Raw genomic sequence first — 26,691 nt, forward strand, 5'->3', positions numbered from 1 at the left:
AGTAGCTTTCTATACCCTTATTGTAGAGAGGAAATGACCTTTATGAAAGCGCTTCATTTTTCAGGTGAGTGTCGGTTTTTTTTAGGTAGGTTCGATGGGTTGAAGCGCAGGGTCACACGGGTGCCCTCTCCTTCTCGGCTCCAGACGGTCAGCGAGCTGCCTTCCCCATAAGACAGCGACAGCCGTTCCTTAACGTTGCGCATGCCGTAGCCCTGCTCTGTCTGGGCCATATCCGCCATCCCCACCCCGTCATCCTCGACCGTGAAAATCAAATACGGCCCGTCAGTTCCACCCGTCAAACGGATCGTTCCTTTTCCGACCTTCGGCTCCAAACCATGGTAAATGGCGTTTTCGACCAGCGGCTGCAGCAGCAGCTTCATGATCTCCAGCCCCTTGATCGTCTCCTCCACCTCCTCGATATAGTGGAAGCGGTTGTTGAACCGAATGTTTTGGATGTTCAAATAATGCTCGATATGCTTCAATTCGTTGTATACGAGAATCGTCTCCTTGCCCTTGTTCAAGCTGAGCTTGAAGCTTTCGGAGAGAGATACCGCCATTTGGGCGACCTCTTTATTATTTTGCAAAATCGCCATCCAATAGATCGAATCCAGCGTATTATACAAAAAATGCGGCTTAATTTGCGATTGCAGCGCCCTAAGCTCCGCCTCCCGCTCCTTCAGCTCCGAGTTGATGAGCCGCGCATTCAGCTCCTCATTTTCGCGGGCAATGCGCTTGAACGTTTCACCGATGACACCGACCTCATCCTGGGCAAATTCCGCCGGAAAATCGCGCTTGCCAAGCGTCCAGTCGTTCATCATTTTTTTCAGCCGCAGCAGCGGCCTTGTGATGGTTCCCGATATAAAAAAGGATAGAATCAGCGCTGTCACCGCGAAAGCCGCGGCAATAAGCGTCGTCGCCAGGCCAATGTATTGGGTATGCTTTAGCAGCTCCTTCGATTCGACGAGATGGACCAGCGTCCAGCTTGTCGTCTGATTATAATAAGGATTGACCAGAAAGCCTTCATCCTTCAAGTGGCCCAGCGTTTCCGAGATGGTCCCGCCAGCAAGCGGAACAGTATCATTATGGCTGTATACTGCTTTTGTCGAGCCAGTCCCCTCGCTGAGCACCATGAAGGAGCCGTTCTCCTTGCTGCCCCCGAACACTTTATCAAAAATCGTCTTGGATACATTGATGACGAGAATGCCAATCGGCTGGCCGCCCGGGTCCTCCGCATCGCGAAACAGCTTCACGGTAGAAAAGGACTTATTCGTATCGTCAAAAATATCTGACGGATAATACACAACCTTTCCCTTGCTCTCATACGCCGCCTTGTACCAGTCCGAGCTTGTAATCTTGGCTATTTTATCGCTTCCTTCATACACGCCCGCATCATCGGAGCGGCCAAAGCAGTAGGTGTGCAGCTTTAGATCAAGCAGACAGACCGAGGTTACATAACGCGTATCAGCAAAGCTGCTGCTGATTAAGCCTTTGAGCCGCGAGGAGGTTGTGCTGTTCACCGTATCGGGCTGGCTGCCCGGATTTTCTCCGCTGCTGCGCAGGCTCTGCCGAATGGCATCGTTGACAACAATAGATAGATGAAAATTGTTAATATTTCGAAATAATAGGTCGGCCACCTCGCTGGACGTACGCAAATGGTCCAAATTCGTTTTTTCATTCATATCCGTCAGCGTGTCCTTCGTAATATTGAAGGAAATGTAGCCGAGCAGCATAATCGAAGGCACGATGAGCAGAATCATTGCCGCCAAAAACCGGCTTCGGATTTTTTTGAACCGCAGCCATTCTACTAGCCGTTTTTTAGGCATGGCCATCTTCCTTACGCTCGATCGAGTAGGCTTCCCGGTAATGCTTAGGCGTCATGCCTATGAGTTTTTTGAACGTTTCCGTAAAATGCCTGTAGTTGAGATAACCGACCTTCTCGCTGACTTCCCCGACGAGCATCCCTTCTCGCAGCATCACCTTTGCACGCTCCATCCGTTCATGAGTCAAATGCTTAATATAGGAGATGCCCATCTCTTCTTTGAAAAGCAGGCTGAAATACGTCGCATTCAGGCCAACATGCTCCGCCAGCTCCTGCAAGGAAATGTCCTGCCCAAAGCGAGCCTCCATATAGGCAAGCGCCTTCTCGACCGCCGCATGCTTCGCGGAGCGCCTAGCTTCGGTAACGGCCGTCAGCATCGCCTCCACCTTGCCCCGGAGCCAGCGGAACATTTCCTCGCGCGTATGCATGACGCCAAGCTCCTGATGCGCGACCTTGCCGAGAGAGCGAATGTCCCGCCCCGTCTCCTTCAGCACCTCAAGGCCCACATAAACGAGCTGCAAAATTTCGCGCTCCGCCTGCTCCGGGTCCAGCTTCTGCTCCCCAACCGACACCTCGAATTCGTCCAACGCAGCCAGCAGCCCCTTCTTGTCCCCCGTGCGCAAGGAGAAAATGACCGACTCCTCATGCTTCGTCAAATGGCCTGCCAGCTCATCGCTGCCTTCCATTTCCTCAATGCGGATCAAGCCGCTTTCCTCCAAAAACCGGCCGTAGCGCAGCGCCCGCAGCGCTTCCTTGCAGCTTTTTGGCGCTTCTGCTAGCGTTGCATAGGTTCCTCCTGCTGCGAACAGCTCACAGTCTCCGCCCTGCAGCATAAGCTGCTCCCACAGCTCGTCTGCGGGCAGCTTGAAATGAAGCACCGCCGACAGCCGGTCTGCCCCATTCGTCACCTCAACGATTTGATAAGCGGCACTTTCTGGCAGCTCTACACATTCCGAGGAAAAAGCGAGCACCGTAATGCCCGCAATCGCTTCCCACTCCGGGCCATAGCTTTCCTTCCATTTGCCTAGCGCACTATCGCCCGCTAACAGCAAGTTCAGCGTCGCTTTCTCCAGCAGCTCCTGCTTCGACGCCTCCCATTTGGATTTCATGGAGCTGAATGCTTGCTGCTTCTCAATTCGCTCGATTGCTTTGCGCATCACTTCATCTATTTTCTCTACCGTAACCGGCTTCTCCAAATAATCAACAACGCCAAGCCCAATCGCCCGCATCACATATTCAAATTCATTAAAGCCGCTGAACACAATAAACATCGTATCCCCTGCTTCGCCTGCCACCGTCTCAATGAGCCTCAGTCCGTCCATGCCCGGCATCCGAATATCCGTCAGCACAATGTCCGGCCGCTGTTCGCGAAACATCTCTAGTGCCGATAAGCCGTCTCCCGCCGTTCCTACCAGCTCGACGCCATAACGCTGCCAGTCGATCATTTGGCTCAGCCCTTGGCGGACAATATATTCGTCATCAAATACAACCGCTTTCAGCATTTTCCCCATCCTCCCTGCAAAGCACCTTCTAAATAATTCTAGTATACCCGCCTTATTCTCCTTCATCGTAATGGAGAGCTGGATTTTTTCCTACCGTTGTTTATTTCAGGTCGATGTCTGCTTTTTTCAGGTAAAAAACAAGATGAAACGGCTGTCGCCGTCCTTTGGCGGCGCAGCGCGTATCATTACGAGAAAATCATATCCTTTCCTATATTCAAAAAACGGCACATCGGAGCATGCTCCGATGTGCCATTTTTATAAAGTATATATAGCTACTCATCCTCTTTCAGCAGCTTGTAAAGATAATCGACAGAGCGCATCGCGTATTCGAACCGCTGGGGCTCGCCGTCCTTCACCAGCACTAGGCAGGGAACGCTCGTAATTTTCCAAGCCTCGCGCAGCTTGGGCGCGTAATTGATGTTAATTTTATACATCGTCGTCGGCACTTCCGCTGCCTGAACGATGTCCAGCATCCGCTCGGCTACCTTGCACGTTCCGCAGAAAGGGCTGGAGAACAGCAGCGCATCCTTCCCATTGCCGATTCGCGCCAGACGCAGCCACTCATCCTCTTCAATTTCATAAATTGCCATACGCTCTTCCTTCTTTCCTTGCTCTGGCTGTATATGTGCCCAGCGGCACCCGGCCAGCTTCGTTGTCTTCTATTTTAACATAAGACATAGACGAGCAGCCGCCAACATACGTTTTTATAACAACCGTTTTTGGAAAGGATGCGATAAGGCTTGATGGACCTGCTGCTGCTGCTCGGAATGGCGTTTTTTTGGACAATCACCTATCTGCTTATTATTTATCAAGGCTTTAAGGACAGGACGTGCGGCATGCCTTTGGCTGCGCTCTGTGCCAACCTGACGTGGGAGCTGCTGTTTGGCTTTTTCATGCCCTTCAACCCGCTTCAGCAAATCATTACAATCGTCTGGTTCGCGCTCGACATCATCATTTTGCTGCAATTTTTGTATTACACCCGCAATGACTATTCACCGAAAAAAATTGCCGTCATCGTAGGCTCTCTGCTCGCTACCGCCTTCTTGCTGCATTATGGCGTCTCGGTCGAATTCCATGACCCGGAGGGCAAATATACCGCCTTTGGCATCAATTTGATGATGTCCATATTGTTTATTCAAATGCTGTTCCAGAAGGACTTGCTAGGGCAGTCCCGTTTTATTGCCTGGGCGAAAATGCTCGGCACCCTATGCGCCTCCGTGCTCAGCTACAAGCTCTACCCGGATTCCCTGCTGCTGATGTTCATGTATGTCCTTATTTTCCTTTTTGATGTTGGCTATATTTTACTCGTGCAAAGCCGTTCGGTGAAAATCGTGCAGCGCCCCGGCGCAAAACAGGACAATTCGCAGCAGATTGTAACATAAGACGCAAAAATCGTCTATTTGTCTTGTTTTATTTGATCCATAAACATCCTGAGGTTTTCAACGATTTCTGCCGAATGAGTACGATATAAATAGTGGTCTGCTTCAAATAACACTATTTTCCCATGAACAGAATCCTTGATTTGCTTCTCATGCTCGGGTATCCATCTATCCGTTACTGGATGATTGGCTTGGATAAAGAAAATAACGGGAAGAGCTTTTGGGAAGGTTAATTGTTCTGCTGCTTCAAAATTAGCATACATACTTCCGGCTTCATTTAATTGACTGGAATTATAAATGTTTTTGCGAATCATGATTTTCAGTTGCTCTTTGGTTTGATCATCATATGGCAATTCAGCATAAGGGTCATCGCCTAATTTCAATTGCAATCTGGCGAAGCCTGATTCTCTGAGCAGGCTAAGCGTCTTTAATATGGAAGATCCTATCTTCTGCTCTTTGAGCGTTGGGACACTGCTGTCGAGTCCGACAAATGCGCTCACTTCGCTTGGATATTTGTTCACATAATCTAAGCTGTATAATCCTGAAATGGAGTGGCCCATTAAAATGTAACGGTCAATATGGAGACTTTGCAGCGCTTCATGAATTTCACTTACTATATTTTCTGTGCTTCGTTCCTTGTCGGTCAGATCGCTTAATCCATAACCAAATGGCTCAACTACGACGACTTTGTAATACGGTGACAGTTGTTCGATTAGCGGCTTAAAATCAAGTGCCGGCGCTGCTGTGCCATAACCTGGCAGGAGCACGATCGTTTCTTCTCCTTGTCCATGGGTCGATACATTCATATATTTCCCATCTACAGCTACCGACTGGCCATAAGGCAATAATTTCGCTTGCTCTGATTTGCTGCTGAACAAATTCACGAAAAAAACGACGGCTATAAAAACGACGATTGCTATTCCTATGGCCGCTATTACTTTAAGCAACCTGCGAAGCCATTTTTTCAACCTGCTGGCTGGCTTTTTATTTGTTGTTGTATCCAGCTCCATCTTGTTTACCTCTCGTATTTCCACTTGCATCTTCTCCTATCGTCATCTCTCTACTGGGCGCCCTTAAGGGCCGATAGGGAAAGCTTACACGATGAAAATGTACTCTATATGCCGGCAGGATGAACGGAATATGAACACGCAAAAAAACCTGCGTCATCATAGGCAGGAGGCTTGTACCTGATGACGCAGGCATGGGGAGAAGCGAGGGGACCGCTATGAGATAATGATGGATAAGCCTCTTATTCAGCCAGCATTGTGACGGGCAAGGTGATGATGAAGGTCGTTCCCAGACCCGGTTCGCTTTCCACTCGAATATCGCCTTGATGAAGCGAAATAATCTGCTTAACGATGGCCAGACCCATGCCGCTGCCTTCATATTTTCGGCTGTGAGAGCGATCTGCCTTAAAGAAACGCTCGAATATACGCTTCTGGTCCTCTAGTGAAATACCAATGCCCTCGTCTGATATTCGGACGGTCAAATGTTTGATGTCTTGCTCGATGCTGACTGTAATCATGCCGCCATCGTTGGAAAATTTGATGCTATTGCCAATGATATTGATCCATACCTGATTTAGCTGATCGTGATCAGCCGTTAGCATAGCTGGCTTCAAATTAAGCTCAAAATGGATGTTCCGCGCCGACCATTGCGGCTGAATCCCGACGATGACTCGCCTAATCTGTTCATCAAGTCTGAGCGTTACGAGTTGCAGCTGCTGTGACTGTGATTCGAGCATGCTTAGCTTGAGCAAACTATCGCTCATCTTGGACATCCGCTTGGCTTCATTAATAATAATATCGAGATAACGGCTGCGCTCGCTAGCTCCGATGCCTTCTTGCTTGAGCGCTATCGCATAACCGGATATCGAGGTGAGCGGCGATTGTACCTCATGCGATACGTTCGTTACGAATTCCCTGCGCATCTGCTCCAGCCGCTGCAGATCATGCATCATTTCTTCGAAGCTGCGAGCCAAAGTGCCTAATTCACCCGTCTGCTTAATATTCAGCTTGACGTTGAAGTCTCCAGCCGCTATCCGTCTGGTCGCTTTTGTCAGCTTGTTAATCGGGCTTATGATGAAGATCGAGGCAATTAGAACAAACAAGCTTCCTGTAATTAACGAATAGGCTGCAATCGTTAATCCCCATTTTATGACAAATGAGGTGGACGGAGGGGAGAGCGTCTCCACAAACATCGCTTTCGTCCCCATATCTGTGTTCAACGGAAATCCAATGTAGGCAACCGTAACACCTTCCTTATTGCCTTGAACCGTTTCCCCAGCTAATACCTGTTTTACTTGCTCCGTTATTATAGCAGCAGGCTTATGTCCGCCCAGCGCTCCAAAAGACTGGAATCGATCCGTTGCTTCATAAATTCGAATATGATAGGAATTGAGCTGCTTCATTTTACTAACTAACGCGTCCGCTTCACGCGAAGGAATGGTTTCGTAGATCGAGGCGATGTCATGTCCAAAATTACGCAAAAGAATTTGCGAGTTTTCGTTCAATTGATCTTCAAATAGCCAAGTGGCTGCTAAAAAAGCAATGATCGTGCTCCCGATCACGGAGACTAGGAATATTAGGACTACGCGTGTATATAATGATTTGATCATTGTTGCACCTCAAGTCGATAGCCAAGCCTACGAACCGTTTCGAGTTGAAAAATAATAAGCATCCAATCCCTCTTTCCCTGTTTCGTATCCTATTCAGTAGTAATCATTATACTATTATAGCAAGGAGATATAATAATGGGATTTAGGTGCCTTTCCTTCGGTCATCGAGTATCCGATTGTCGGAAGATGTATATCCTAAGTATATACATGATAAAAGGGGTGAAGTATACTTGAAAGACCAGAAGAGAGAGGATATGAGCCCAATGACGACTGTAACGCTTAGTAAATGGGGAAACAGCAGTGCTGTCCGGATTCCGAATCAGCTTCTTAAACGTCTGAATTTGGAGGAGGGCGCTGAAATCGAATTGGTCATTACTCCTGAAAATGAATTGCTGCTGCGTCCTATGAAACAACAGCAAGAAACGAATGAAGAGCTGCGCACTCATTTAAAGCAACTCCTTGCTAAAATCCAGCCCGCTTCCCCACGGCATGAGGAATTCGATGTTGGCATTGAAGGAGACGAGCTCATTTGACGATACCTATCCCCCAGCGCGGCGATTTAATATGGCTGGATTTTGATCCCCAAGCTGGTCATGAGCAGGCTGGGAGAATACCAGCTCTTGTGTTGTCCGAGGCTGATTTTAACGAACTAACCGGCTTTGCAGTTGTGTGTCCCATTACGAGCCAAATTAAAGAATATCCGTTTGAAGTCGCGTTGCCTGGCGGTCTTGCCTTCTCTGGAGTTGTCCTGACCAATCAAATGAAAAGTCTCGACGTGCAGAAACGGAAAATTAAAATTATGGGCAGCGTCCCTGTAGATTCTCCTTTCATGAAAGCTGTGCTGCGCAACACGCGCTCTATACTGGCCTAATTAAGCAATCGCCGCGCCCTTAACCATTAGGAGCGCGGCGATTTCGTATGAATGAGCGATTTGCCAACTCTATTTTTATTCGCGTATAGTTAGGATGAGAAAAACGGTGGGCGAACAAGAGCAGCATACTAAAGCGCTCGGTCAGCTCAGCACGAATATTCTCCATTTAAAAGGACTGACATTCCGCTATTTCAGCAATTTTCATGTTTTCGACTGTTGCGCGGACAGGGAAGCCGTTATGCCACACCCTATCGCTTCAAATAGGAGGAATAGGGGCGATTAGCGGCTTCTGTGTCCGCCAGCACGGCCAAAAACCATTTTTGCAGAGAATAACGGCTGCTGTGTCCGCCAAAGTCTCTATATATCCAAATACATAACCATAATTGCCTATACCTCGCACTTTTTGATGAATGGAAGCTGAATGAAGCTAGCCCACAAGCCCAGCCTTCAAGAAAATGTCTCAGGAGATTGATTCGAATGATGCCTATAGATAAACAGAACGAGCGAAAAAAAAATGCCGCACTCCAGCAGCTACCCGAGCAGCCGATTTCGCAGTGGCGAAAATGGCTGCTGCAATGCTTGGAGCCGCTGGCCGCACAAACGAGAAACAGCGACTATGCTGGCCGCGCAGCTGAGCTTATTAAGCAATCGCGGCCCGCTTTTTCCCCTGCGATGAAATGCCTGTTCGAGCTGCACAGCTTCCTGTTTATTATGGAGCAGCTGCATACGGGCACGTTCGTCGGCTACCACACGCGAGTCGCGATGGAGGATGTGCAGGGCAGCATCAACAAGCTGTTCGAACTGTCGCCGGATCTCGCTGATGCCGAGCCGGCGTTTTGGGACCGCCTGGCGGAAACGCTGGCGGATTTGCGTGGAAGACTGCTCGCGGAGGAGCGGTATGCGGATTATTTTTCACCTGTGTATTATGCGCTTTGGAGAAAATGGCTCTATCCCCGCCTGCCCGGCAGCCCGCTGCTTGCGGAGGAGCTTGAACACCTTGAGGCGCTAAAGCCCCAGCAGAAAATCGCCCAGACGCGCTATCAATGGATGTTCGCCAAATGCTGGCTGAGCTTTCTGCTAGGGCGCGACGAGGAGGCGCAAGCGCTGCTGACCGCGCTGGGCCGCAAATCCAAGCTGCGCATTCATGATTATTATGCCTTGCTGGATGAGCTGGAGCAGCGCAAGGAGTGGAATCGGCTGCTCTACTGGCTGAAGCAAACCGCGAGCCTGCTGGCGGATCATCATGGCGTGCATTTGAACGCTTTTTTCGCCTATTGGGATGCGGTGCTGGCGGAAATGCCTCAGGAGGAGGAAGCGATGTGGGAGCAATTGCTGCTCCTGCTGCCCGCCTCGCGCTCCATCTATGCAGACAAGCTTCATCATTATGAAAAATGGCAGGAGTGGATCGATTACCAGCTAAGCGAAGGCATCGACCCCCTGTATTATCGCGTCGCCATGTTCGCTCCGATCGAGAAGCACGCGCCTGAGCTGCTGCTTCCCTTCTATCACCAAGCCGCCGAGCGTTATGTGCTGCTGAAAAACAGGGACGGCTACAAATCGGCAGTCAAGCTGCTGAAACGATTAGCGAAGCTGTATAAAAAACGCAAGGACGAGGCGGGCTGGGAAACGTTCATCACCGCCTTCGCTGGGCGCTACAGCCGCTTGCGGGCTTTGCAGGAAGAGCTGCGAAAGGGGAAATTGCTGTCATGAGCACCGAGCTGACGAAGAGCCCATCATGGACGACGATAACGGTACATTTGGCTTTAACCGATTTTGGCGATGCGCTGCTGTATGCGGTGGATGACCGCCAGGATCTGCTTTCCGGCATACGCCTCAAGCAAAGCCTATTCGCTTGGCATGCGGCCACCACCTATGGGACCGAGCTTGAAATCCGGCAAATGGAGCAGGTGGAGTTGGTTGTGCTTCCCGCGGAGCATGTGCTCCCCTTCTTTGCCGAGCAGCGCCTGCTGGCGCATATTCATTGGGAATGGGACGAGCAGTCGGCTGCGCTCATCCGGCTTGCGCCTTTGCTGCACGAGCACACGGAGGCCAAGCGCTACTTGCCGAGCCACTCCGCATGGCGAGCCGGACAGCTGCAATGGGTGTGGGACAGCTCCGCTTCGGCGGAGCTGGCAAGCGAGCTTGCGCTTGCTGAGGAGAAAGTGAAGGACGGCCGCTTGTCGAATGGCTTTCTCGGCATGCTGGAAGCCGCCTTCTCGGCGGCGGTGTTCCAGCGCTATTACAACAGTGAAGCAGCATCCGCCGATTTGCGCGCGGAATATCCGCTGCTGTTCGTGAAGGAGAAGGCGATCTTCGCTGGCCTTGATGCGTCCGGCTGGCTGATGGCCGTCGGCTGGAAGGCAGACCATGCGCCGTTCCGCCCTATGCTGCAGCTGCTTGAGCCGGGCGAGGAAACCGATGAGGCGTGGCAGCTGCGGCTCGTGCTGCAGGACAAGCTGGACCCATCGGTGCTGCGGCCTGTGAGGCTGTCGCAGCATGGCGATGTCGCCGGCGAAGTTCCGGCGGCTTGGGTTCATGCTGTGCGCGAGCGATCCTCCGGATGGCTGGATCATCTGCGCGCCAGTCTGCCTGACGAGCATTTGGCAGGCGAGAAATACGATGTGCTGAGAGTGCCGCTCAGCAGCGACTCCGTCTGGCGCTTCCTGACGGTGGGCAGCAACCGCCTGCTCGAAGCAGGCTGGCAGGTGCTGCTCCCCGCCTGGTGGGAAAGCGCCCGCCGCAAAAAGCCTAAACTGCGCGCCAAGGTCAAGGAAGAGGAAAATCCGGCGAAAGGCCGCTCCTTCTTCGGGCTGGACGCCATTATTGAATTCGATTGGCGCGTTTCCGTCGGCGATCTTACGCTCACGGAGGCGGAGTTTTCGGAGCTGCTTGCCCGTCAGGAGCGGCTGCTGCAATTCCGCGGGCAGTGGGTGACGCTCGATCCCGGCTTGCTGGAGCAAATCAGCAAAATGATGAAGGGCATGAACAGCGCCCAAGGGCTCTCCTTCCAGGATGTGCTTCAGCTCCATCTGCTTTCGCGGAAAGACTATTTCGCCCGCAAGGAAGAAGCAGCAGAAGACTCGGCGGATGAGGCTGAGGATGAAAATGAGCAGCTGCGGCTGGAAGTCGAGCTTAACAGCTATATGCAGGAGATGATGGACCGGCTCGTGCAGCAAAAAGAGGCGCCAGCGCTTCCCGTTCCTGCGGGCTTGCAGGCGACGCTGCGCGCTTATCAGCAGGAAGGCTATTCATGGCTTGCTTTTATGCGCCAGCTCGGGCTTGGCGCATGTCTTGCCGACGACATGGGCCTCGGCAAGACGGTGCAGCTCATCGCCTACCTGATGCAGATGAAGGAGACGAGCGGCACGGGCCGCGCCGCCGCTCTCATCATTTGCCCGACCTCGGTGCTCGGCAACTGGCAGAAGGAAATTAGCCGCTTCGCGCCATCACTGAACGTCATGCTGCATTACAGCAGCAAGCGGCTGACGGGCGACGCTTTCTACGAAGCCGCCAGCAAAGCGGATGTTATTCTCACTTCTTTCGCGACCTCCATGCTCGATCAGGAGCTGCTGCAAGGGCGCACATGGGAAGCGATTTGCCTCGACGAGGCGCAAAATATTAAAAATGCGCAAACGAAGCAGGCCGCTGCCATCCGCAGCTTGCCCGCCAAGCATCGCATTGCGCTGACCGGAACGCCGATTGAAAACCGGCTGAGCGAGCTGTGGTCGATCTATGATTTTATGAATCCCGGCTTTCTTGGCAGTGCGCAGGGCTTTCAGAAGCGCTTCGCAACGCCAATTGAGCAGGAGCAGGACCCGGAGCGCGTTATCGATTTGCAGCGGCTGGTCAAGCCTTTCATGCTGCGCCGCAAAAAGAAAGACCCGGCGATTCAGCTCGACCTGCCGGATAAGAATGAGATGAAAACGTACGTTCATCTCACCGCCGAGCAAGGTGCGCTTTATACGCAAACCGTCAATGAGCTGATGGCTAAGGTGCAGCGGGTGGAGGGCAACAAGCGCCGAGGCGCGATTTTGTCCGTGCTGACGCAGCTCAAGCAAATATGCAACCATCCCGCTTTACTGGAGGATGGGATGCCGCTTGAGGTGATGGAGGCGGAAATTGCCAGTGGCACGACCGGCGCTGAGGCCGCAATGGAGTCGCTGATTAGCCGATCGTCCAAGCTAGAGCGGCTGATGGCGATGGTGAAGGAGCTGCGAGCCGAAGGCGAGCGCTGCCTTATTTTCACGCAATATATCGGTATGGGACAACTGCTACAAGGGGTTCTGGAGCGGGAGCTTCAGGAGCGTGTGCTTTATTTGAACGGCAGCACGACGAAGCTCACTCGCGACCGGATGATTGAACGGTTCCAATCGAATACGCTCCCGGCGTCCGAGCAGCCGAACGTCTTTATTTTGTCGATTAAAGCAGGCGGCGTCGGCCTGAATTTGACCGCAGCCAATCATGTATTCCATTTCGACCGCTGGTGGAATCCCGCCGTGGAAAATCAGGCGACCGACCGCGCCTACCGCATGGGGCAAACCCGCGACGTGCAGGTGCACAAGTTCATTGCGCTCGGCACGCTGGAGGAACGGATCGACGAAATGCTGGAATCCAAGCAGAAGCTGAGCGAAAATGTCATTTCCAGCAGCTCCGAGACGTGGATTACCGAGCTCGATAACGCGGCGCTCCAGCAGCTCGTCACGCTGAAGCAGGACTGGGCCGGTGAAGCTTAGGCGGCTTCGCGCCGCCAGCGCCATACGGACGGTGAATGGGAGGCGCCGCCTCACTCGCGCTAGACAGCGGAATGATGATCTCCTTCCTTATGCTAATGACCCTCCCAGCCTCACCACAAGTGCACGCACGGTCGCCAAGATGCTGGATGGGCCATTTTTATGCTAAACTGGTTGTACCTAAAACAATTTAGCCGGAATGACGGAAAGGCGGGAATATGATGGAGTATGCGTTTGTAATTGAACCGCAAAATTACCAGCTCTTTGAAAATGATGAGGAACAGGTGGAGAAATGCCAGGAGTGGGGCCTGCTTTCAGGGAAAGCCAGCAAAACAAAAACCTTTTATTATAAAGGCCACGGCCTGAATATCGTTTGCAGCATCGTCGGTTTCGTCGATAAAATGACCGCCGTCATACAGCTCGGCAACGATCAGCTGCACTGCATCCATCCTTCGTACCTGAAGGAAATGCAAGCGGCAAGCTATGGCGCGAAGCATGCGGCCGGCGTCGAGGCTGACGAGACTGGCGAGGAAGCTGCAATTAATGAAACAGAAGCCGTTGAAGCGCAAGCTGTAGAAAACGGCACTGACGTTAACAGCGATTTCGCAGCCGTGGGCGAGAGCGATGCGGGTTCGGCCAAGACGGTCGAGGAAATGCTTGCGGAAGCAGGCTTTGCTTTCGACTCGGTCGAAAGTGCAGCAGCGATTCCAGAAGCAGTAGAGGAAGCGGCGGACAAGGCGGAGCAAGCGGAAGAAAAACCGAAAAGCAAAGCCAAAAAAGAAAAAGCGCCGAAGCTGGAGCTGCCGGAGGACAAGGTTAAAATGATCGCGACCGTTAAGGAGTTTACGACGGTGCCGAACCATTTTTCCGATAATGATGATGAGGTTGTCATTTATGAGGCCGTGTCCATCACTGAACAAGGGACGCTCGTGGGCGAAGCCTGGTCCAGCCATAGCGCCACGCTCAAAAAACAGGAGCTGGAAGTAGGCGATGTTATCACCTTCGAGGCTAAAATTGTAGCCAAAAAGCTGACCAAGCATCCCGTTCCTTATAAAATCAACAACCCCGCGAAAATTAAAAAAGAAGAGGCTTGAATATAAGGGCAGCATCAGCACAGCCTACTTAAATACGCGGACGCAAAAAAGAGCTCCTTTGAGAGCTCTTTTTCCCTTTTTACCTATAAAATGATCGTTATGCTTTAATTTCACGGCCTTCTGAATCTTTAAATGCGCCGCAAATGATCATAATTAAGTCGATTAGTGTCCAGATACCAAAGCAACCCAATGTAATCAGCATCAAAATGCCTGTTCCCACTTTTCCCGCATAAAAACGATGAATGCCGAAAGATCCTAAAAAGAAACATAACAATATTGCTGCTACAAAAGATTTATCACTCTTTACCACTTGTAAATCCCTCCATTATATATTCTACTCTTCCATTATCGGCATATGGCCAGAAATTCTTTACATATAACATGAAAATGTTAATAAAATATTTGGTATTTCTTTAACTATATAACCCTCTTAACCTCTCATTTGCATTTCCCCTGATTATTTTGCTATTATTATAGAACGAACGTTCAGTATAATTAACAGAAAGGGGCAGCGCCTCATGAACAAGAAACAGCTGCAAAGCGAGCAAACGAAGAAGAAAGTCGCAAGTGCCGCGCGGGCGCTTTTCGCCCAGAAGGGCTATAAAGGGACTTCGATTGAAGACATTGTAGAGGCGACCGAAAGCAGTAAGGGCAATATTTATTACCATTTTAAAAGCAAGGAAGGCTTGTTTCTCTATCTTTTAGAGGAATGGGATTTGGAATGGGAGCAAAAATGGAATGAGCAGCAGGCGCTCTATGAGACGTCCACCGAAAAGCTGTACGCCATTGTCGAGCAAAGTGTAATGGATGATTTCAGCCATCCGCTTACGAAAGCGGCCGATGAATTTTTCAACCATGAGGAGAAAACCACTGAGGTTGAGAAACGGATGACGGTCATGATTGACCGGCATTTGGAATTCAACAAGCGCCTCATTCAGGAAGGCATTGACCGTGGCGAATTAGAGCCGATGCAGGTTGAGCATTTGGCGATTATATTGGAAAGCTTGTTTTTCGGCTTGAATCAATTGTCCAGACGCTCCTATGCGATGGATGAGGTTTTGACCATTTACAGAACCGCTATAAAGGTTGTTCTTTATGGCATCGCAACCTCTAAGCAGCACCAAACCTAATCATTAAAACAACCTAGATCAGGGTGAAAGGATTTTAACCATGTCATTATTACTACGGAACAGAGGAGCTATACTCCTTCTGATGGGCAATATTTTGCTCGTATTTACAGGCATTGGGCTCGTCATTCCCGTTATGCCTGCCTATATGCGAGAGCTGGATTTGAACGGAAGCATACTTGGCTTCATGGTAGCGGCCTTTTCCTTGGCCCAATTATTATTTTCCCCGCTTGCAGGCAGGCTCTCCGATTCTTTCGGCCGAAAAAAAATGATCGTCGCAGGCGTTACGCTGTTCGCGCTCTCAGAATGGATGTTTGGCGCGGTCAGCGAGCCGTGGCTGCTGTTTGTTTCACGCATACTTGGCGGAGTCGGGGCCGCGTTCAGCATGCCTTCGATTATGGCTTACGTCGCTGACGTTACTAGCAACGAAGAACGCGCCAAAGGCATGGGCTATATCAATGCCGCGATTACGACCGGATTTATTATTGGTCCCGGCATCGGAGGTTATTTAGCCGAATTTGGCGTTCGCGTCCCTTTTTATGTAGCGGGCATCGCCGGCGGGGTGGCCGCCATCGTTACGCTGCTTGTTTTGCCAGAATCCAAGGCGAAGGCCGCTCCAACGGCTGCCGCTTTAGCCCCCTCTAAGGCTAAGGCCTCAGCCTCGGCTTCGGCTGGCGAACCCAGCTTTATGTCCCAGCTGCTGACGTCTTATAAGCAGCCGTATTTTTTCAGCTTAATCATCGTGCTTGTCGCCTCGTTCGGACTTGCGAATTATGAGACGGTATTCGGCTTGTACGTTGACCATCGCTTCGGCTTTACAGCAACCGACATCGCTTTTATTATTACGTTCGGCTCGATCGCGGGCGCGGTTGTGCAGGTCACGATTTTCGGCTGGATTTTGAATCGGTTTGGCGAGCAGAACGTCATTACGTGGTCGTTGTTTATTGCGGGCCTATTCGTTCTGCTGATGTTATTGACCAACAACTACTGGATGGTGTTCGTGGTCACTTTCTTTCTGTTCCTGTCGGTCGATATTTTGCGCCCAGCCATCGGCACCCAAATTTCCAAAATGGCAAATGACCAGCAAGGCTACCTCGCTGGCTTGAACTCCGCTTTTACGAGCCTCGGAAACATTCTTGGCCCGATCACTGCGGGCGTGCTGTTTGATATGAATATCAACTTCCCGTATGCCTCCGCTGGCATCGTGCTCCTGCTGTGCTTCCTTCTGTCCATGCGGGCTGGGAAAAAGAAAGCTGTCCCCGCTCGCGGTTAGAGCCGCGCATCGTTTGCAGGCGGGAGCGATTCTGTTTAGCATCGCCTGTCATCAAAGCAAAGCAAGCTGCCGCATGCTGTGAAGCACGGCGCTTGCTATCTCGCATTCTATGGGTGAGTTTTGGCTTAATCGCCAAAGCCCACCCTTTTTTTATTAAGAGATACGCTTTGACCAATCCCATTCTCTTACAGCTTGCCCTGCTGCTCCTCCAGCAGCTCTCGCGTTCGGCGCGGCGATTGGCCGATGACCTTTTTGAACATTTTGGAGAAAAGAAAGGGATCGGTGTAGCCCACCGAGCGGGAAATATCGCTCACCGACAGCTGCTTGCTGCTCAGCAGCTCCACTGCCCGATTCATTCGAAATTGCAGCAAAAACGCTTGCAGCGATAGGTCAAACTGCTGCTTGAACAAGCTGGACAAATAGGTACGATCCAAGCCAACAGCGTGAGCGATTTGCTCAACCGTTGTTTTCTGGCTGTAGTTATTTTCGATATAGGTAATCGCCTCATTGATATAGGTTTCCTTGGAGTTCGCACGGAGCGGCTGCGCATCCACTAATGCAGGGTCTGCACATTCCATCAACTCTCCAATTAGCCGGTACAAAATGCTCTGGTACAAAATGTCCCGACAGCCCGTTTCATGGGCATTCACAAGCTCCTGATGGCTAGTGTCAAACCAATTGGCACAATCACTATTCTCTCTATTGCTCTCCCCTCTCCTCTCACAGCTCTCACTCTCGCTCTCGCTCTGGCCCCGGCTATGGCCTTCCCCTGTCCTCTTGGCGCGAAATATCGGCTGCGATACACTGAGCCCCGCCCGCCGCATAAACGCCCTTGCGTGAAGCCCATCAAAGCCCACCCACGAGTAGACCCAAGGGTCAGCCTCATCCGCTGTATAATGGACAATTGCGCCCGGCGTTATGAGAAAGCCCTGACCTTGTGTCAGCTGATACGTCTCTCCTCCGGTACTAAATTCACCTGAGCCGCTGATCACATAATGGATAATATACAAGTCGCGCAAGCCCGGGCCCCAGCTATGTCTAGGCTCACATTCTTCCTTGCCAAAAAAACGCAAAAACAGCTCCATCTGCCGCTGCGGCGTCTCCCGATTATGCCTAACTTCGGTCAGAGGCATTCCACATCCCCCCTCATTATGACAGGTAATAGTATAATATGATGAATAAAATCATGCAATGTAAAGGCATTATGACAGGTTTAACAGGAATTACTCCATGTTCCTGCTTCCGCTTCGGGGCTATAGTTAAGGAGTCAAAGCTATTCATAAACGGAGGCGAATTCATTGGCAAAAATAACGTTCCTTGGTGCGGGCAGTACTGTTTTTGTGAAAAATGTGTTGGGTGATGTCATGCTTACAGAAGCCCTGCAGGGCTTCGAGCTAGCTTTGTTTGATATTGATGGCGGCCGGCTGCGTGAATCCGAGCAGCTGCTGCAGAATATGAAGGAGTCGCTCGGAAGCAGCTGCATCATTAAAGCGTATACCGACCGCAAGGAGGCGCTTCGCGGCGCTAAATATGTCGTCAATGCCATTCAGGTTGGCGGTTACGATCCTTGCACCATAACCGATTTCGAAATTCCGAAAAAATACGGCTTGCGCCAGACGATTGCCGATACGGTTGGCATCGGCGGCATTTTCCGCAATCTGCGTACGATTCCGGTCGTGCTTGATTTTGCAGCAGATATTCAGGAGGTTTGTCCAGACGCCCTGTTCCTCAACTACACCAATCCAATGGCTGTACTGACGAATGTGCTCATATCGCAAGGCGGCTTGCAGGCTGTAGGACTCTGTCACAGCGTACAAATATGTGTACCGCATCTATTCGAGCATCTGGGCATCGATACGGCAGGTGTCAAAACGAGGATCGCCGGCATTAACCATATGGCGTGGCTGCTTGAAGCAACGAAGGACGGCGTCGATTTGTACCCGGAAATTAAACGGCGCGCAGCGGAAAAACAAGCGGAGCAGCACCACGATATGGTACGCTACGAGCTCATGCTGAAATTCGGCTATTATGTAACGGAATCTTCCGAGCATAATGCAGAATACCATCCGTACTTCATTAAAAGGAACTATCCGGAGCTGATTGAACGCTTCAATATTCCGCTTGATGAGTACCCGCGCCGCTGCATTGAGCAAATCAAAGGCTGGGAAGAAAGACGTGATTCGATGCTTGGCAATAAGAAGATTGAGCATACGCGCAGCCGCGAATATGCTTCTCATATTATGGAAGCAATCGAAACGAATAATCCTTATAAAATCGGCGGCAATGTGATGAACACTGGCCTCATTACGAACCTGCCGAAGGAAGCCTGCGTCGAGGTGCCTTGCTTGGTTGACCGTTCCGGCGTGACGCCAACCTTTGTTGGCGACCTTCCACCGCAGCTCGCCGCGTTAAACCGCACGAATATTAATACACAGCTGCTCACGATTGAAGCCGCCAAAACATTGAAGCGCGAGCATATTTATCACGCCGCTCTGCTGGACCCGCATACGTCGGCGGAATTGTCGATGGACGACATTGTCTCGCTTTGCGATGAGCTGATTGAAGCGCATGGCAGCTGGCTTCCGTCGTATCGTTAAGAAAAGAGTAAGGTATACAGCAAAAAAGGGCTAGTCCAACTGCATGCAGCAGCCGGACCAGCCCTTTTTCATTTATATATAGGCTTACGCTTTGTTGGAAGAACCGAACTCGCGAATTTTGCCCATAACGGTTTGTTTGATCGCTTCACGGCCTGGAGCCAAAAATTTACGTGGATCGAATACTTCGGAATCCGAAGTCAGGATTTCACGAGCAACTTTAGTGAACGCGATTTGGTTTTCAGTGTTAACGTTGATTTTAGCTGTTCCAAGGGAAATGGATTTTTTGATTTGCTCAGTAGGGATACCAGTACCACCGTGCAATACCAATGGCAGCTTGATTGTTTGGCAAATTTCTTCCATTTCTTTGAAGCCCAGGTTTGGTTCGCCTTTGTAAGGACCGTGAACGGAACCAAGTGCTGGAGCTAGGCAATCGATACCTGTAAGCTCAACGAGTTGTTTACACTCTTGTGGATCAGCGTAGATAACGCCATCAGCAATAACGTCATCCTCTTGTCCGCCAACTGTTCCCAGTTCAGCTTCAACAGAAATGCCGCGCTCGTGAGCATATTCAACAACTTGCTTCGTTGTTTTTACGTTTTCTTCGAATGGGGAATGGGAAGCATCGATCATAACGGAAGTGAAGCCTGCATCGATTGCTTCTTTACATTTTTCGAAGCTGGAACCGTGGTCCAAGTGAATCGCAACTGGAACCGTGATTTTCATTTCTTCGATTAGGGATTTAACGATTGCAGTAACAACCTTGAAACCGCCCATGTAACGTGCTGCGCCTTCAGAAACGCCCAAAATAACTGGGGATTTTTCTTCTTGAGCTGCGCCCAAAATTGCTTGCGTCCACTCCAGGTTGTTGATGTTGAATTGACCAACCGCGTAACCTTCTTTTAAACCTTTGTTCAACATGTCTTTCATCGAAACCAATGCCATGATAAATCCTCCTTCAGTGTAGTTGCAATTTAATGAATAGAACTTTCAATCATGCCCATTGATCTACAGCTTAAAACAACGCTTATAAACGACAGATCTATAAGCATGAACGGAATAATTTTATCCTTGTTCACATTCCTCATCTAATACTATATGTTATCACAAATTATATTATAAAACTACCTGCCCTGCGAGTGAATACTTTTCACACAATTGATAAGAATTTATAAATGAATTATTCCGGTTCAACAGATACACCATTTCTTTTGGTCAGGGAAAACAATGGGCTTAGCCGTTTCTCCGCCCATTCGGCAAGGAATAAAATCAGCATCAAGCCGAGCAGAGCCGCGCATACGGATATCGGAATGAGCCAAAGATGCGTCGAGTGGGAAAAGAACGGTATGAGCGACACCGCTACAATAGGCGGAGCATTCCATTTAAATTTGGTAATCATCCAGATTGTGATCAACACATTCACGAATAAGGAAATCGCGCTTGGATAGATGAAGAAAAGCAGCGTGCCGACGATTGACGAAATAAACGCGCCTAATGTAATTTTGCTGATCTCCGTATAACGGAATGACCGGGAAACGAACAGGAAGCTGAAAGCCCCCAAAGTAGGGAAAAATAAAGTATCGAGAAACGTAAAATGCAAGGAAAGCCAATAAATAAGCATAACGTAGGCGCCGATTGCGATCATTTTTAGATTCATTTTAAACCAATAAACCTCCAGTCAAAATTGCCAGCGGATTAGCTGAGTGTTCTGCATGGAATACTGGCAGTTTTGTAGTGCCTGCTTCATTCTATTAAGTTTCTCAAGAGGTGTCAATGCTGTGAACCGTCTGCCAAACGACAAAAGAGCACCTTTACGGTACTCTTCTCGTCTAACTGATTTTTTGTTTCTGAATCCGCCTAATCCGCTCGGGTCGATGCATGTATTTGCACCCAGACCGGGCGTCCAGCTATGCCGCTCTTAGGCTTCTCTTCCGAACACCTCAAACTGCGTTAAAGCCGGGAAAGGTGAAGGATCGGATGATTTTTTCAATTCGCTTAGCGTTACATGGTCAATCGCTCTGGATTCCAGCAGAATCGTTTGTGGTTTATGGGTTTTGATCAGGCTGGCCTGATGCGAGCTGCCATCCGAAAACGTCAGCGTCACATTTTCCCAATAATTATCATGTGGAAAATCGGCTCGCAGCGTTAAGACGACCTTGTCTACGACTACGGTGCGTCCGAAATCAATTGATATAGCCGCATCCGCTCTCTGGTTAATTCCCCATGATTCATAAGGCCATTCGCCATGCGAGTCATTCGCGGCATTCCCATTAATGGCGTTCCGTGCCGCAAATACGGCCTCTCCCCGCGTCTCGACATTAGCGGTAGCATGAGGGAAACAAGTGTCGTTGGCATGCTGGTCATATTCATTTTTCGCTACATTTTTGTAAGCGCCTATTTCCTCGTCGGTTGCCAGGCGAGCAGTCAGCACATGGATGTCGCCCGTAAACGATTTAGGTGAGTAAGATACTCTTTTTTCATCAAAAGGAATGATGTAGCGGTACTCCTCGCCCTTCAAATAAATGAAGGCCGGATTGATCGAATCCTCCAGCTGAATGACCAGATGCACATTGGCCCTCGAGCTTTTGAGAACGATTACATTTCCAGGCTCGTAAGCTTGCTTGTACACCAAATATACCTGTTCGCTGTCCGTACGGGTCTCAAGCACCGCTCCGTCGGCATTTTGAATCTCTAGGGATAAGTTAATCATCGCTTATTCTCCATTCTTTATGATAGTTCAGGAAATGATTACTTGAAAAAAAAGAGCAGGGGCTCTTCACACTTACTGCCCCTGCTCTCCATCCTCTTCTACAATCCCAGCCTCTGTCCCTTCTCCAGCCGCTGAATTTGCACCTCGCCGGTATCCGCCAGCTCTCTGAACTGCTGGATCGTTTGGCGCATTTTAGGCAGCGCCTCCTGCTTGTAGGTGCTGATCGAGTCCATCGCCGAAAGCACATCAGCGAAAGCCGTCTTTAGCGTATCGACGGAGATATTCGCTTCCATCGATTGCTTTTGGATCGCGGCTCCTTGGTTTTTCAGCATTTTGGAGGTGCCGCTGATCAGGCTATCGGTCGTCTGATTCAGCAGCTCGATTTTTTGCAGGACGATTCGTTGGTTGTAGAGCGCGCTGGCTACGGTAACGGAGATTTTCAGCGCCGAAACGGTGACGTTTCTCGCCCGATCTACCCCGCGGATCAGCTCCTTGTTGTTGCGCATGACAACCTCAATCGCCATAATGCCCTGCTGGTTCACGACGAGCATCTGCTGCAAATCCATGACGCGCTGGCGAAGCGGGAACAGTACCTCCTCGGTTATGAAACGGATTTTATCCTCCGACTCCTGACGTGACTTGGCTGCTGCAATCTGCGCTTCAATGCCTTCATCCATCAGCATGCCAAGCTGGATTTCCTTCTGCAGCTTCTTCGTCAGCTCGCGAAGCGCGTGCTGTTCCAGTTCCAGCGTAGTGTTGTCATTTTTAAGTATCGTACTGCCTTTGTCCAGCGATAAAATGATGCCCGAAATGACCGTATCCGCCTTCTGGTATTTCGCAAAATAACGCCGCAGCGGATTAAAAAACATGCCGAGCACGCCGCTTTTGGCAAAATCGACGACGCTCGGGTCCAGATCCTTGAGCTGGATGTGCAGCTCCGTCAAACCTTTCGCCACTTGGCCGCCTTCATCGCCCGTTTGAGACAAATGGCCAACCGCCACCTGCAGCAGCGAATTTTTCTCCGAGGAAGACCTCATCGACTGAATGCCAAACTGGTCAATCGATTGCAAAATCGCCTTCCGTTTTTCGAGTGAATCCAAATCCAGCTCCAAAATCGTCGACACATTGCTCGTCGCCAGCTCCCGCAGCTGGGTGACTTCCTCAGGCTCAGGCTTTACCTGCTCTTCAATGACCGATTTCAGCTTCTCCTCACTGACCACTTCCATCGTAAATGACATGGCTACCCCTCCTCTTCAACATAAAACGGTACTGTAAAATTACATTTGAACGTTCAGCAGATTTCCAATTTTATAGACGACATCGTCGGTGTCGGCGTTAATGCTTGCCGCCTCGTTAATGCTCGAAATGCTTTGCAGCGCCTTAATATTCGCGTTGTAACCAATGGTGTAAATCGGAATTTTGTACGTTTCGATAAGCCCTTTAATATCCTTCAGCGAATGCCCTTCATTCGTCTCCCCATCGCTTAGCACAAAAATGAGCGGCTTCACATCCGGGTTCGCAGCAAGCTCATCTTGCAGCATTTTCATGGCAACGACGATGCCGTCGAAGGTCGCCGTTCCTCCGCTCGCCTGCAAGCTATTGATTGCGCCAACAAACATCGATTGATGGTTGGTGTCGTATTTTCCGATTGGCAGGTTGATTGCCACGTCACTGGAATACGAAACGAACCCGATGCTGTTGTTTCTGCCCAAAAATTTCTGCCCCTTAAGCAGCGATTCCTTCAAGCGATTAAGCGGCTCGCCGCCCATGCTGCCCGAAATATCGGCTACAAAAACAGCGGCAATCGGCTTGCTTCCATCCTTCTTTTCCTTCCAAAGCTTCTGCGCGGAAGCCAGCGTTTTGCCGTTCACAGCTTCCATCTCGGACTTGTAGTCATTCAGGCCATTAAAGCCTTTTTCCTCAGCAGCCTTCTGGTATTTATCCTGCGTAACAAAATCGGCGAACTTCTGGATAATGTCCTGCTTATCCTTCGGCAGCTTGCCGAGCGCATACAGCGGGCTGTCATGTCTGACGCCGAAAGGCGTAAACACGTAACCGCTCTGGAAATCCGCCGCATTCACATAGGTTTGATATTCCAGTACAAAAGCATCTAGCATCCCCGTCTTAGCAGCCTCACGCATTTGCAGTGTAGTCGAGGCAAGGAATGGAACATTGGCCTGGAACTTCTCAAAGCCTTGCACCGCCTTCTCGCCCAGCAGCTCTTGGCTGTCAAACGTCGCGAGGGACGTCACTAAAAAGTTGAGGCCCGTTGAGCTGGCAAAAGGGTCGGTATAGCCCATCGCCACCTGATTGCTTGCAATGGCATCGGTCAGCGTCTTCACATTAAGCGAGCCATATTCGGCAATCAATTCATCATATTTCGCTTGAGTGGATACGATTCCCGCTACATTGCCTACGAGCCGTTTAGACACGAGCTTCGTTTGAACGCCACTCGCTGCGACCATCTCGCCCCACAGCTCGTTGGACGGGGTGAACGCATCCGGCACATATTTGCCTGAACGGATATAATCCGTTGCAGTGCCAGAAGCAATATTGCGGATTTTGACCGAAGCCGTTTTCCCATTCACTTTAATCTTCGCTTGATTAAAAGCGGTGGCGACATCGTTCAGCCAGCCATCCATTTCCGTACCTGATTTCTCGGTGGAGGAAAAAATTTCGACGAATTGGTCTGTCGTATTTTCAACCGATACGGGGAACTTCGAAATATCCGGCAAGGAGTCGCCGACATCGGCAGGATCAAGGTCGATCTGTCCTTTGACCGGCTCCGCAGTCGTAACTGAAATGCCTTGATAAAGCTTATTCAGCTGCTTGCTGGCATCTTCCGACGAAATCTGCGTATCCGTCTTGCCTATGTTCGAGGTCAAGCTAATCCCAAAGTAAACGAGAGCAAAAACAACAATCGCAATAAGTGCCAAAACTACAAAAGCTTTTCCTTTACTCGCCATCTGCGTCACCTTCTCATTGTTGATATAATTTGGTTTGCTTTATTAATACATCGATCTCCTTCATGCAGGGCATTTCCTCGACCGTCCGATAATCTGTGCTCCCCAGCAGTGAAATTTCGAGAGCCAAGCGGTCCAGCTTCAGCAAAATCTCTTCATTCGCTCCCAGATAACCGGACACGTAGTCCAGGTATTGCTGGTAAAGCTCTATTTTTTCCTGCATCAGCTTATTCGAGAACTTCCCCGTGCTCCGCTGCCGTTCCAAGGAGGCAAACTCAGCAGCATCGAACACGCCGAGCTTATTCAGCATCCCTTTAATATTCAAGTAAAAAAGCTTCTCGACCTCAACGATGACGGAGTCGAATTTCTTGTAGCTGATTTCCGTCTGCTCAAATCTTTGACCAAGAATATCGGACAAGATCGCTCTCTTCTTCGCTATCCGTTCCAGTTGGTCGAGGGCCACGGCGATGTCCTTGTGCAGCACTTTGACATTTTTGTAATAGGAAAGCGCCGCCATGAAATCCTCACGTGTTGCAATCGAACGGAGCTGCGGCACCGAAGCCGGCTTGAGCAGCAGCGTATAGCTTCCGTAAGTCAGAACCAGAAAGCTGCTGAACAATAAGGTTACGCCTGAAGCGGTTGCAAGAACACTTTCACCCCCTATAACCACCCCGACAAGCCCCGGTGACAAAATAACGATATTTAGGGCGACAACTCCGCCAATGAGTCCGAGCAGCTTCAAATATTTCGAATTATTCCCCATAAATAATTCCTCCACGAATGCGGTAACTTGTCTCCATTTGTAAAAAACAGCAGCATCATTCGCCTGCCTATTTAATTTTAACAGAGAATAACCGAACAAGCTCCTAAATGTTGCTAATCTTGCTTTAGATTCTATTTATACTCTAAGTACTTCCACGTTATTTGTCCGGTTCCATTTTATTTTTGAGTATGTCTTGAAACACGTCACTGTGCTTGAGGCGAAAAAAGAGAATTTGCTTTTCGTTCCGTTAAAGGTTATTGTAGATATACAGAGTCTTTAAAGTCTACGAAATGAAAACCATATTATAATTAAGGAAGGAATGACGAGATATGAGCAATGACTTGTTTAATGCAGCTGTGTGGGAGAAAGCTTGGACGGAGGACCCGAACGCGACGGGCAATAAAATGAAGAAGGCCGGCATTGGCCGTACATCCTTTGACCATAAAGCAAAGATCTTTAATGCAGAGGTATTCAGTGCAGAAGGAAGACATAGAAGCGAGCGAATTATTCGCTGGATAGAAGGGCAAGGTGTGGACTTCCAAGGGCTGTCCGTACTCGATATCGGAGCTGCCTCGGGCGGTTTTACGGTGCCTTTCGTTGACCGAGGAGCACGCGTGACAGCTGTGGAGCCTAATGTTCCGTTAAGCGAGCTGTTCAGGGAGAATACAGCAAGGTTTGATCAGGGGCAAGTAGAGCTAGTACATGATGTGTTTGAAGAGCTGGATATTGACGCAAGGGGCTGGAACAACGCCTATGATCTCGTATTTGTGTCCATGTGCCCAGTCATTGTCGATTGGGAAAGCGTGGAACGGGTGCTCAGTACCGCTCGCAAATATTGCTACATTAGTGTAGGTGCAGGGCCTAGAGAGCATAGCCTGCTCCAAGCCATTCTTCCTTTGCTGACGGGCCGCGAGGTTCATCCGGAAAGCTCGGATATGGCCTACTTGACCCACCTGCTCTATTTGAAGGGTTATTCGTTTGAATCCATTATTACGAAAGAAACCAAAACGACCGAGTCCACTTATGAAGAGGCCATAGAGGAAGTCATGCAAGCGCTGAAAACCCATAATCTGAATCCTGATGAGTCTACCCGCCAAACCGTTACCGAATATGTGCATCGTACTTATCCTGACGGCAAAGTGGTCATACATCAGAGCGGACGTTATGGCAAGGTGCTGATCCGGCTGCAGGAGCTGAATATGTATACAAGACCGGAAACTGTTAGAGCATAGGTCAGCGTGCGTCAACG

23 protein-coding genes are annotated in these 26,691 nt (G+C 50.0%); 10 read left to right on the forward strand and 13 right to left on the reverse strand.

Annotated features, from left to right (window positions below; translation table 11 throughout):
* Positions 1-53 precede the first annotated feature (53 nt).
* The 3 genes from ASF12_RS08635 to ASF12_RS08645 form a co-directional block, all read right to left on the reverse strand.
* Positions 54-1,823, reverse strand: a complete 1,770-nt coding sequence (locus ASF12_RS08635; RefSeq protein ID WP_155972891.1) for a cache domain-containing sensor histidine kinase — start codon at positions 1,821-1,823, stop codon at positions 54-56.
* On the reverse strand, positions 1,816-3,321 hold the full coding sequence (locus ASF12_RS08640; RefSeq protein WP_056032251.1) for a response regulator: 1,506 nt from the start codon (positions 3,319-3,321) through the stop codon (positions 1,816-1,818). Before ASF12_RS08640 ends, ASF12_RS08635 begins: the two co-directional genes overlap by 8 nt.
* A gap of 272 nt (positions 3,322-3,593) precedes the next feature.
* Positions 3,594-3,911 (reverse strand): thioredoxin family protein, encoded by a 318-nt coding sequence (locus tag ASF12_RS08645; protein ID WP_056032253.1) that lies wholly within the window; start codon positions 3,909-3,911, stop codon positions 3,594-3,596.
* Between the two features lie 153 nt (positions 3,912-4,064).
* On the opposite strand from ASF12_RS08645, the gene ASF12_RS08650 reads away from it, so the two are divergent.
* Positions 4,065-4,703 (forward strand): transmembrane-type terpene cyclase, encoded by a 639-nt coding sequence (locus tag ASF12_RS08650; RefSeq protein WP_056032256.1) that lies wholly within the window; start codon positions 4,065-4,067, stop codon positions 4,701-4,703.
* 14 nt (positions 4,704-4,717) lie between these two features.
* Here ASF12_RS08650 and ASF12_RS08655 read toward each other — a convergent pair whose 3' ends face one another.
* Together ASF12_RS08655 and ASF12_RS08660 are read right to left on the reverse strand one after the other, a co-directional pair.
* The gene (locus tag ASF12_RS08655) at positions 4,718-5,740 is read right to left on the reverse strand and encodes an alpha/beta fold hydrolase (protein ID WP_442952507.1); all 1,023 of its coding nucleotides are present in this window, start codon (positions 5,738-5,740) and stop codon (positions 4,718-4,720) included.
* A 209-nt stretch (positions 5,741-5,949) separates the two neighbouring features.
* Positions 5,950-7,317, reverse strand: a complete 1,368-nt coding sequence (locus tag ASF12_RS08660; protein WP_056032261.1) for a sensor histidine kinase — start codon at positions 7,315-7,317, stop codon at positions 5,950-5,952.
* A gap of 230 nt (positions 7,318-7,547) precedes the next feature.
* On the opposite strand from ASF12_RS08660, the gene ASF12_RS08665 reads away from it, so the two are divergent.
* From ASF12_RS08665 to ASF12_RS08685, 5 genes are all read left to right on the forward strand, one after another.
* Positions 7,548-7,850, forward strand: a complete 303-nt coding sequence (locus ASF12_RS08665; RefSeq protein ID WP_235533080.1) for an AbrB/MazE/SpoVT family DNA-binding domain-containing protein — start codon at positions 7,548-7,550, stop codon at positions 7,848-7,850.
* Positions 7,851-7,852: 2 nt separating this feature from the next.
* A complete protein-coding gene (locus tag ASF12_RS08670; protein ID WP_056033054.1) occupies positions 7,853-8,188 on the forward strand; it encodes a type II toxin-antitoxin system PemK/MazF family toxin in 336 nt (111 codons plus the stop codon).
* 477 nt (positions 8,189-8,665) lie between these two features.
* Entirely contained in the window at positions 8,666-9,898 is a 1,233-nt protein-coding gene (locus ASF12_RS08675; RefSeq protein WP_056032266.1) for a hypothetical protein, read from the forward strand.
* Positions 9,895-12,921 (forward strand): DEAD/DEAH box helicase, encoded by a 3,027-nt coding sequence (locus tag ASF12_RS08680; protein WP_056032269.1) that lies wholly within the window; start codon positions 9,895-9,897, stop codon positions 12,919-12,921. The genes ASF12_RS08675 and ASF12_RS08680 overlap by 4 nt, the downstream gene beginning before the upstream one ends.
* A gap of 218 nt (positions 12,922-13,139) precedes the next feature.
* Entirely contained in the window at positions 13,140-14,012 is an 873-nt protein-coding gene (locus ASF12_RS08685; protein ID WP_056032272.1) for a hypothetical protein, read from the forward strand.
* A gap of 97 nt (positions 14,013-14,109) precedes the next feature.
* On the opposite strand, the gene ASF12_RS08690 is transcribed toward ASF12_RS08685, so the two are convergent.
* On the reverse strand, positions 14,110-14,322 hold the full coding sequence (locus tag ASF12_RS08690) for a TM2 domain-containing protein (protein ID WP_056032274.1): 213 nt from the start codon (positions 14,320-14,322) through the stop codon (positions 14,110-14,112).
* A gap of 208 nt (positions 14,323-14,530) precedes the next feature.
* On the opposite strand from ASF12_RS08690, the gene ASF12_RS08695 reads away from it, so the two are divergent.
* Both ASF12_RS08695 and ASF12_RS08700 read left to right on the forward strand, forming a co-directional pair.
* Entirely contained in the window at positions 14,531-15,142 is a 612-nt protein-coding gene (locus ASF12_RS08695) for a TetR/AcrR family transcriptional regulator (RefSeq protein ID WP_056032277.1), read from the forward strand.
* Between the two features lie 40 nt (positions 15,143-15,182).
* The gene (locus tag ASF12_RS08700; RefSeq protein ID WP_056032280.1) at positions 15,183-16,412 is read left to right on the forward strand and encodes an MFS transporter; all 1,230 of its coding nucleotides are present in this window, start codon (positions 15,183-15,185) and stop codon (positions 16,410-16,412) included.
* A 185-nt stretch (positions 16,413-16,597) separates the two neighbouring features.
* Here the strand turns inward: ASF12_RS08700 and ASF12_RS08705 are convergent, their stop codons facing one another.
* The gene (locus tag ASF12_RS08705) at positions 16,598-17,545 is read right to left on the reverse strand and encodes an AraC family transcriptional regulator (protein WP_056032282.1); all 948 of its coding nucleotides are present in this window, start codon (positions 17,543-17,545) and stop codon (positions 16,598-16,600) included.
* 165 nt (positions 17,546-17,710) lie between these two features.
* Between ASF12_RS08705 and ASF12_RS08710 the strand changes: the two genes are divergently transcribed.
* On the forward strand, positions 17,711-19,009 hold the full coding sequence (locus ASF12_RS08710) for an alpha-glucosidase/alpha-galactosidase (protein WP_056032283.1): 1,299 nt from the start codon (positions 17,711-17,713) through the stop codon (positions 19,007-19,009).
* Between the two features lie 84 nt (positions 19,010-19,093).
* Here ASF12_RS08710 and ASF12_RS08715 read toward each other — a convergent pair whose 3' ends face one another.
* The 6 genes from ASF12_RS08715 to ASF12_RS08740 form a co-directional block, all read right to left on the reverse strand.
* Complete coding sequence (locus tag ASF12_RS08715) at positions 19,094-19,951, reverse strand: class II fructose-bisphosphate aldolase (RefSeq protein ID WP_056032285.1); 858 nt, start codon at positions 19,949-19,951, stop codon at positions 19,094-19,096.
* 235 nt (positions 19,952-20,186) lie between these two features.
* Complete coding sequence (locus ASF12_RS08720) at positions 20,187-20,663, reverse strand: HPP family protein (RefSeq protein ID WP_056032287.1); 477 nt, start codon at positions 20,661-20,663, stop codon at positions 20,187-20,189.
* Between the two features lie 261 nt (positions 20,664-20,924).
* Positions 20,925-21,716 carry a hypothetical protein gene (locus ASF12_RS08725; protein ID WP_056032289.1) on the reverse strand — a complete coding sequence of 264 codons (792 nt, stop codon included), beginning with the start codon at positions 21,714-21,716 and terminating at the stop codon, positions 20,925-20,927.
* A 98-nt stretch (positions 21,717-21,814) separates the two neighbouring features.
* Positions 21,815-22,954 (reverse strand): toxic anion resistance protein, encoded by a 1,140-nt coding sequence (locus tag ASF12_RS08730; RefSeq protein WP_056032291.1) that lies wholly within the window; start codon positions 22,952-22,954, stop codon positions 21,815-21,817.
* A gap of 39 nt (positions 22,955-22,993) precedes the next feature.
* On the reverse strand, positions 22,994-24,682 hold the full coding sequence (locus ASF12_RS08735; protein WP_056032294.1) for a vWA domain-containing protein: 1,689 nt from the start codon (positions 24,680-24,682) through the stop codon (positions 22,994-22,996).
* Positions 24,683-24,695: 13 nt separating this feature from the next.
* Positions 24,696-25,442 carry a hypothetical protein gene (locus tag ASF12_RS08740; protein ID WP_056032297.1) on the reverse strand — a complete coding sequence of 249 codons (747 nt, stop codon included), beginning with the start codon at positions 25,440-25,442 and terminating at the stop codon, positions 24,696-24,698.
* A 329-nt stretch (positions 25,443-25,771) separates the two neighbouring features.
* On the opposite strand from ASF12_RS08740, the gene ASF12_RS08745 reads away from it, so the two are divergent.
* Complete coding sequence (locus tag ASF12_RS08745; protein WP_056032300.1) at positions 25,772-26,674, forward strand: class I SAM-dependent methyltransferase; 903 nt, start codon at positions 25,772-25,774, stop codon at positions 26,672-26,674.
* Positions 26,675-26,691: the final 17 nt, after the last annotated feature.

The sequence above is a fragment of the Paenibacillus sp. Leaf72 genome (genome assembly GCF_001422685.1).
Classification (GTDB): domain Bacteria; phylum Bacillota; class Bacilli; order Paenibacillales; family Paenibacillaceae; genus Pristimantibacillus.